Annotated in this window: 8 protein-coding genes; 2 read left to right on the top strand and 6 right to left on the bottom strand. The window is 67.1% G+C overall.

Annotation, left to right across the window (positions count from 1 at the left end; genetic code table 11):
• Positions 1-395: 395 nt before the first annotated feature.
• On the bottom strand, positions 396-824 hold the full coding sequence (locus tag AC1RM6_RS30330; protein ID WP_493108415.1) for a CBS domain-containing protein: 429 nt from the start codon (positions 822-824) through the stop codon (positions 396-398).
• Between the two features lie 81 nt (positions 825-905).
• Between AC1RM6_RS30330 and AC1RM6_RS30335 the strand changes: the two genes are divergently transcribed.
• The gene (locus AC1RM6_RS30335; protein ID WP_493108417.1) at positions 906-1,211 is read left to right on the top strand and encodes a hypothetical protein; all 306 of its coding nucleotides are present in this window, start codon (positions 906-908) and stop codon (positions 1,209-1,211) included.
• 379 nt (positions 1,212-1,590) lie between these two features.
• Here the strand turns inward: AC1RM6_RS30335 and AC1RM6_RS30340 are convergent, their stop codons facing one another.
• The 5 genes from AC1RM6_RS30340 to hisS all read right to left on the bottom strand — a co-directional run bounded on the left by AC1RM6_RS30340 (position 1,591) and on the right by hisS (position 6,353).
• Complete coding sequence (locus AC1RM6_RS30340) at positions 1,591-2,526, bottom strand: DUF4167 domain-containing protein (protein ID WP_493108419.1); 936 nt, start codon at positions 2,524-2,526, stop codon at positions 1,591-1,593.
• A gap of 295 nt (positions 2,527-2,821) precedes the next feature.
• Positions 2,822-3,658: a peptide chain release factor N(5)-glutamine methyltransferase gene (gene prmC / locus AC1RM6_RS30345; protein ID WP_493108421.1), complete on the bottom strand. Its 837-nt coding sequence runs from the start codon at positions 3,656-3,658 to the stop codon at positions 2,822-2,824.
• On the bottom strand, positions 3,639-3,998 hold the full coding sequence (locus tag AC1RM6_RS30350; protein ID WP_493108422.1) for a hypothetical protein: 360 nt from the start codon (positions 3,996-3,998) through the stop codon (positions 3,639-3,641). The genes prmC and AC1RM6_RS30350 overlap by 20 nt, the downstream gene beginning before the upstream one ends.
• 17 nt (positions 3,999-4,015) lie before the next feature.
• Complete coding sequence (gene prfA / locus AC1RM6_RS30355) at positions 4,016-5,101, bottom strand: peptide chain release factor 1 (RefSeq protein ID WP_493108424.1); 1,086 nt, start codon at positions 5,099-5,101, stop codon at positions 4,016-4,018.
• A gap of 4 nt (positions 5,102-5,105) precedes the next feature.
• On the bottom strand, positions 5,106-6,353 hold the full coding sequence (gene hisS / locus AC1RM6_RS30360) for a histidine--tRNA ligase (protein ID WP_493108426.1): 1,248 nt from the start codon (positions 6,351-6,353) through the stop codon (positions 5,106-5,108).
• A gap of 153 nt (positions 6,354-6,506) precedes the next feature.
• On the opposite strand from hisS, the gene ppa reads away from it, so the two are divergent.
• Positions 6,507-7,046 carry an inorganic diphosphatase gene (ppa, locus tag AC1RM6_RS30365; RefSeq protein WP_493108428.1) on the top strand — a complete coding sequence of 180 codons (540 nt, stop codon included), beginning with the start codon at positions 6,507-6,509 and terminating at the stop codon, positions 7,044-7,046.
• Positions 7,047-7,303 lie beyond the last annotated feature (257 nt).

Here is a 7,303-nt window from a genome sequence, read left to right on the forward strand (position 1 = left end):
CGACGCCTTGAAGCCGCCAGAAACCGGAGCCGCCGCCCACATGTCCCTTCATCTTTCCAACAATGTCAAAGAACCGATGCTCTAACCCTCCCTAAGATTGCTCTTAAGGTGATCGATTTTCACGATCGGGAAAGTCGGTAGCGACCCGGTTGAAACCGCGTCGTCGCCGTCGGTGGAGGGGCTTCTATGGGCGGGACCCCAACCGGTCAACAACAAAATTACAAAAAAAATACGGTGCGAATTGAGCCCCATTTTCCGGGGGTTTGAGCAGGGTGCCGCTCGCTTGCCCGCCGGCCGACCGATCCGAATCACCTCACGCCGATTCGGATCATCCGAATCGGCGAAACAGTGAAACCCCTGTAAAATCAGGGTTTTCCGTTCGAATCAGAGTCGAATCAGGCGGTCTGGATATATTCGCGCAGGGCGGCGGCTTCGTTTTCGACATGTTCGAGCCGCGCCTTCACCAGATCGCCGATCGACACGAAGCCGACCATCACGCCGTCGTCGATGACGGGCAGATGGCGGATGCGGCGCTTGGTCATCATGCCGAGCGCCTCGAGCGGGGTGGTGCGGCTGTGGACGCTGATCACGGGCGAGGTCATCGCCCGGCGTACGTCGAGATCGAGGAAGGCGGGACCGTCGCGCCTGAGGCCGTAGATCAGGTCGCGTTCGGACAATATGCCGACGACCTCGTCATCGACCGTCACCGGTACCGCACCGATCCGCTTGTCCGCGAGCAGTGCCAATGCATCCCGAACCTGCATGTCGGGCGCGATCGTTATCACCGCCGTATCGCGAACCCGGACTATTGCCGCAATCGTCATCTCGGCCTCCCTCTCCAAAGGGTGCCGGCCGATGAGCCGGCATGGCTTGATGATCCCACTTTCGCGGCCCAAAGGAAAGCCATGCCGAAACATGATCCCGTGCCGCGGCGGTCTCGCCTGTCCGATCCCGAATATGCCGCCTTCGCCTGGGCGCGCTACCGGCGGATCATGCTCTGGGTGCTCGGCGTGTCGGTGCTGTGCGTCGGCGCGTCGGTCGCCTGGCTGATGAGCGACGGATCGGTGATGTCGGTCCATGTCCTGATCGCGACGATCGCCGCGGTCGGGCTGTCGGTGCTGCTGGCCGGGGCACTGATGGGGTTGATCTTCCTCAGCTCGGGCACCGGCCATGACGAGGACGTCGCGGCGTTCGATCCCGACAAGGAATAAGCGGGGCGCTTCCGGAGCGTGCTACGGCCCGCGGAGCAGCGCATCCCCTCACCTGCCTCTCACCGCGTGCCCTCGACCGAGCGTCGCGGTGTCGAGCCGCCAGGCCGTCGCCGGCCTTGCGGTGGCCCCCGGACACGTCCCATGGGCGCTGACATGGCCGCGAGGGCGCTTCGTCCGCCTGCTGCGCCACGAGGAAGAAGAAACGGAAGAAGACCCTCATCCAAACCTTCTCCTGCAAAGAGCGGGAGAAGGCTTCAGAAGCGCTCATAGTAGCGCCCATGGAAACAGGTCCGGGGTGACGAGGCAGGAAAGAAGCGCGCAAACGAAAAAGGGCGGCCCGAAGACCGCCCTTTTCCGAAACCATGGATCGCGCAGACGCTCAGGCGTCGGCGGCCTCGGCTTCGCTTTCCTTCTTCTTGCGCGGCTTGCGCTTCGGACGCTCCTCGACGGCAGCCGCCTCGACGGCGGCAGGCGGCGGGGTCAGCGCGAAGGACGGCGGCAGGCGATCGACATCGATACGCTCGGCCACGGCTTCGCCGGTGTCGGCAGGCTGCGCCGACTTCGGACGCCGGCCACGACGCGGCTTGGGCGCGTCGTCGAGCGAACGTTCGGTGGCGGGCTCGCCTTCGAGCGCGAACACCAGGCGTTCCCCGGTTTCGGCCGGAGCCGGCGCAGGCGCCGCCTCCTCGCGAGGGGCATATGAGCCGCCATTATTGCCGCGGCTGCGGTTGCCGCCATTGCCATTGCCATTGCCGTCGCCGGACCGTGGCGGCTTGGCGTAGCTCTGACGGTCCTGACGGTCGGGGCGATCCTGACGATCGGAGCGCTCCTGGCGCTCCGGTTGCCGGTCGGATCGATCCTGCCGGTCCTGGCGCTCGCCGCGGTCCTGACGATCCTGGCCCTGCGACCCGCCGTCATAGCCGTTCTGACGATCGCCATTATAGCCGCCGTCATTCTGGCCGACATTGCCGTCGGCCTCGTCGCCATAATCTTCTTCGAGATCGTTCGCGCCGGTAAACTCGTCGCGGCGCGGACGCGGCTGCTGGTCTTCGAAGCGCGAGCGGCTCTCGCTCAGCACCCGGAAATAATGATCCGCGAACTGCAGATAATATTCGGTGTTGACGCGGTCGCCCTGCATCTGACTGTCGCGGGCCAGCGCCTTGTACTTCTCGAGAAGTTGGGCCGCATTGCCGCGCGAGCGATTATCGATACGGTTGCCGCGATCCGGGCTGCCGCCGCCACCATTGGGGCGCGGCGCACCACCTGCGCCACCGCCACGGCCGCGACGGCGGCCGTTCTGCCGGTTGTTGATCAACTTAACGATGTCCTCGTCACTCGTGGTATCGGTAAACCACTCCCCACACCGGGACCGTCCCGGTTCCGCCCTCGAAGCCTCCTGGCCCCGAAAAAGTCGCAATATGCAAGCCGTCACGGCAAGGCCGGCCCGGGGGTCGCCTCGCCAACGTCAAGGCCGAAAAACGCGGCCATGGCATGAAGGTGCGGTTGCATCGGGCCGGGGCAATATTGCTTCCCGGACCCGTGTCCATGCATGGGATGTAGGCGCTCGATTCGGCTTTTCCAAGTGGAATATGCGGCAAAGCGGTAAAGAATCAGCGTTTCAGCACGAGACACCGGTCGCGGCCAGCCAGGTCGTGGCGAACCGTCCCGTCGAGCCCCTGCGCCGCGAACAGCGCCGCGGCGGCAACCGCCTGGCCCGCACCGATCTCGATCGCGGCGATCCCGCCCGGCGCGATCAGCGACCCAAGCTGCGGCGCGAGCCGGCGATAATCGTCGAGGCCGTCGAGCCCGGCATAGAGCGCCGCCGCCGGCTCATGATCGGCGACCTCGGCGGCGAGCACGGCATCGCTTTCGACATAAGGCGGATTGCACAGGACGAGGTCGAACGCCTCGGCGATGCCCTCGCCCCAGTCGCCGGCGCGGATCTCGGCGCGATCGGCGAGGCCGAGGCGTTCGACATTGGCTTGCGCGATCACCAGCGCCTCTGGCGAGCGATCGACGCCGAGACCGGTCGCCCCGGGCCATTCGGCGAGCGCCGCCAGCAACAGCGTGCCCGGGCCGGTGCCGAGGTCGAGGATGCGCCGCGGCCCCGCCGCACCGAAATGATCGAGCGCGGCCTCGATCAGCGTCTCGCTGTCGGGACGCGGGATCAGCACCCCCGGCGCGACCGCGAGGCTGATCGTCCAGAAATCGCGGACACCTATTATATAGGCGACCGGTTCGTGCGCGACGCGGCGGGCGAGCAGCGCCGCGAAGCCCGGCGGCACCGGCCGGTCGAGCGCGCCGAGCAGCATGCGCTCGCGGGTCAGCCCGAGCGCATGCGCCATCAGCAGTTCGGCATCGAGCCGCGGGGTCGGGCCGACATCCGCCAGGGCCCGCGCCGCTAACACGAGCCCCTGCGCCACCGTCTCATCGATGTTGTTCGCCATATTGTTCACGCCGTGCGCGCCATCCCTTGATCATGCATCCGGTCCAGCCGCCGGCGCCCGACACGCTGCACGACCCGGTACCGCTTTCGCCGGCCTGGTAGAGCCGGTGCCGTTCGCGCGACACGCTTTCGACCGGCCCGGCGGGATCGAACCCATCCTCGCGGATCGGCAGGCGGTAGCGCAGCTGCTCCTTCGCCCGCCGCTCGCCGCACACGACGATATCGGCGCCGGCGTTCGACGGACAGGGACCCAGGACCTTGTCGATCGCCTTGGCCAGATCGGGTTCGGCGGGCCTGTCCTCGGCCCATGCGGCAGCACCGTTCGTCATCAGCAGGAGCATGGCCGCCCCCGCCGCCCTCATCCGTCGAGCTGGGCGAGGCGTTCGGCCTCATCCTCGGCGATCAGCGCCCCGACCAGTTCCTCGAGCCCCGGCCCTTCGAGAATCTCGGGCAGCCGGTGGAGGGTGAGGTTGATACGGTGATCGGTGACGCGACCCTGCGGGAAATTATAGGTCCGGATGCGTTCGGAACGGTCGCCCGATCCGACCATCGACTTGCGCACCCCGGCGCGCGCGCTGGCTAGCCGTTCGCGCTCGATCTCGTAGAGCCGGGTGCGCAGCACCTTGAGCGCCTTGGCCTTGTTCTTGTGCTGCGACTTCTCATCCTGCTGGATCACCACCAGCCCCGACGGGAGATGGGTGATGCGCACCGCCGAATCGGTGGTGTTGACCGACTGACCGCCGGGCCCCGACGAGCGATAGACGTCGATCCGCAGATCCTTCGCCTCGTCGATCTGGACATCGACCTCCTCGGCCTCGGGCAGCACCGCGACCGTCGCCGCCGAGGTGTGGATGCGCCCGCCCGATTCGGTGACCGGCACCCGCTGGACGCGGTGGACCCCGCTTTCGAACTTCAACCGCGCGAACACCCCGGCGCCGGTGACGCTGGCGACCACTTCCTTATAGCCGCCGAGATCGGCGGTGCTCGCCGAGATCAGCTCGACCCGCCAGCCGCGATCCTCGGCATAACGCTGATACATGCGGAACAGGTCGCCCGCGAACAAAGCCGCTTCGTCGCCACCGGTGCCGGCGCGGATCTCGAGCATCGCCGAGCGCTCGTCGGCGGCGTCGCGCGGCAATAGCCGCAGCGCAAGGTTGCGTTCGGCGCCGACCAGGCTGTCGCGCAACGTGGCGAGTTCCTCACCCGCCATCGAGCGCAGCTCGGCATCGGCGCTGTCGTCCTCGATCATGAAGGCGAGCGATTCGATCTCGGCACGAAAGCGCCGGACCTCGCCGGCGGCCTCGGCGACCGGCTCGATCTCGGCATAGTCTTTCGACAGCTGGACGAACTGCTCGCCCGACAGGTCGCCGCGCGCCATCGCCGCCTGGAGCTCGTCGCGGCGCGATTCGATCTGCGCGATGCGCTGCGAACTGATCGAGGTCATCGCCTCAGCCCTTGATGCGGTCGACGAGCGCGTCGAGCGGCACCCAGCTCTGGGTCTGGTCGACGAGATGCTTGAGCCCGACCTCGCCGCGCGCGAGCTCGTCGTCGCCGATGATCACCGCGAAGCGCGCGCCGCTGGCGTCGGCCTTCTGCATCCGCTTCTTCATATTGCCCTTATAGGCCATGTCGGCGGCGACGCCCGCGCGGCGCAGCGTGGCGAGGATCGCGGTCGCGGCGGCCTGCGCCGCCTCGCCCATCGGCACCAGCGCGACGTCGATCCGGTCGGGATCGGGCAGGTCGATCAGCATCGCCAGCCGCTCGATCCCTGCCGCCCAGCCGACCGCGGGAGTCGGCGGACCGCCGAGCGTCTCGATCAGCCCGTCATAGCGACCGCCGCCGAGCACGGTGCCCTGCGCGCCGAGCCGGTCGGTGACGAATTCGAACGCGGTGTGACGATAATAATCGAGCCCGCGCACCAGCCGGGCACTGCGGGTCCAGGCGACCCCGGCGGCGTCGAGACCCTTGGTGACGGCTTCGAAGAAGCTGCCCGCCTCGGCCGACATATAGGCGTCGATCTCGGGTGCGGCGTCGGCGATCGGGCGGTCGCGCGGGTCCTTCGAGTCGAGGATGCGCAGCGGATTCTTGGCGAGCCGCTCGACGCTTTCGGGCGACAGCGCGTCGCGCGCGCCTTCGAAATGCGCGACCAGCGCCTGGCGCCAGGCGTCGCGGGTGGCACCGTCGCCGAGCGTGTTGAGCTGCAGGGTGACGCCGTCGGCGACCCCGAGTTCGCGCAGCAACTGATCGGCGAGCGTCAGCAGCTCGACATCGGCGGCGGGCTCGGCGGCGCCGATCACCTCGGCATCGAGCTGGTGGAACTGGCGGAAGCGGCCCTTTTGCGGGCGCTCGTAGCGGAACAGCGGGCCGTGGGTCGCGACCTTGAGCGGGATGTGCTGCTGCCACCCCTCGGTCAGATAGGCGCGCGATATGCCGGCGGTGAATTCGGGCCGCAGGGTCAGCGAATCGCCGCCGCGGTCCTCGAACGAGTACATCTCCTTCGAGACGACGTCGGTGGTCTCGCCGAGCGACCGCGCGAACACCGCGGTCGATTCGAAGACGGGCACCTCGACCCGGCCAAAGCCATAAAGCCGGCGCACGCGATCGAAGGCATCGACCACATGGCCGAACCTGATCGCCTGTTCCCCCAGCATGTCCTGCGTACCCCGGACGGGACGCGGTGTTTCGATCTTGCTCACGCGCCAGCCCATAGGGCTTTGACCGCGGCGTGGGAAGATCGCCCGGCGCCCCGGATGCGCAACCGAATGCGAGGGGCGCGCCTCCAAAGAAATTAACAATCAAATGCGAACGCGCCTTGGCAAGATGTGCACTGCACCATAAGAAGCCGGCTCATGAACATCGACCTCATCCCGATCGGCGACGATCCGCCGAACAGCCTCAACGTCATCATCGAAGTGCCCGTCGGCGGCGAGCCGGTGAAGTACGAGTTCGACAAGAAGTCGGGCGCGCTCTTCGTCGATCGCATCCTGCACACGCCGATGCGCTATCCGGCGAATTACGGCTTCGTGCCGCATACGCTGTCGCCCGACGGCGATCCGCTCGATGCGCTGGTGATCGCGCGGTCGCCGTTCGTGCCGGGCTGCGTCGTGCGCGTCCGCCCGATCGCGGTGCTGAAGCTCGAGGATGAGGCCGGCGGCGACGAAAAGCTGCTGACGGTGCCGGTCGACGGCACCTTCCCTTATTATTCGAAGGTCGACGAGAAGGACGATCTGCCCGAAATCATCATGCAGCAGATCGAGCATTTCTTCACCCACTACAAAGATCTCGAAGCCAAGAAGTGGGTGCGGATCGGCACCTGGGGCGATGCCAGCGAAGCCAAGCGCATCATCCTCGAAGCGATCCAGGCCGCCAAGGACGCCAAGGACGCGTAACTTCGGTCCGGACGATGAACATGGAAGGCCCCGGCGGAAACGCCGGGGCTTTTTTTGTTTGAGCCCTCAGACGCCGGGCGGGGCGCATCCGCGCCCCTGGGCTTCCTCGCAATAAGCTCGGGCGCGCGTTCGCGCTTGCGGACCCTGCGAGTCCGTTGGTTGTTTGGTCTTTGCCCTCAGACGCCGGGCGGGGCGCATCCGCGCCCCTGGGCTTCCTCGCAATAAGCTCGGGCGCGCGTTCGCGCTTGCGGACCCTG

The sequence above is a fragment of the Rhizorhabdus sp. GW822-FHT03C02 genome (assembly GCF_058801765.1).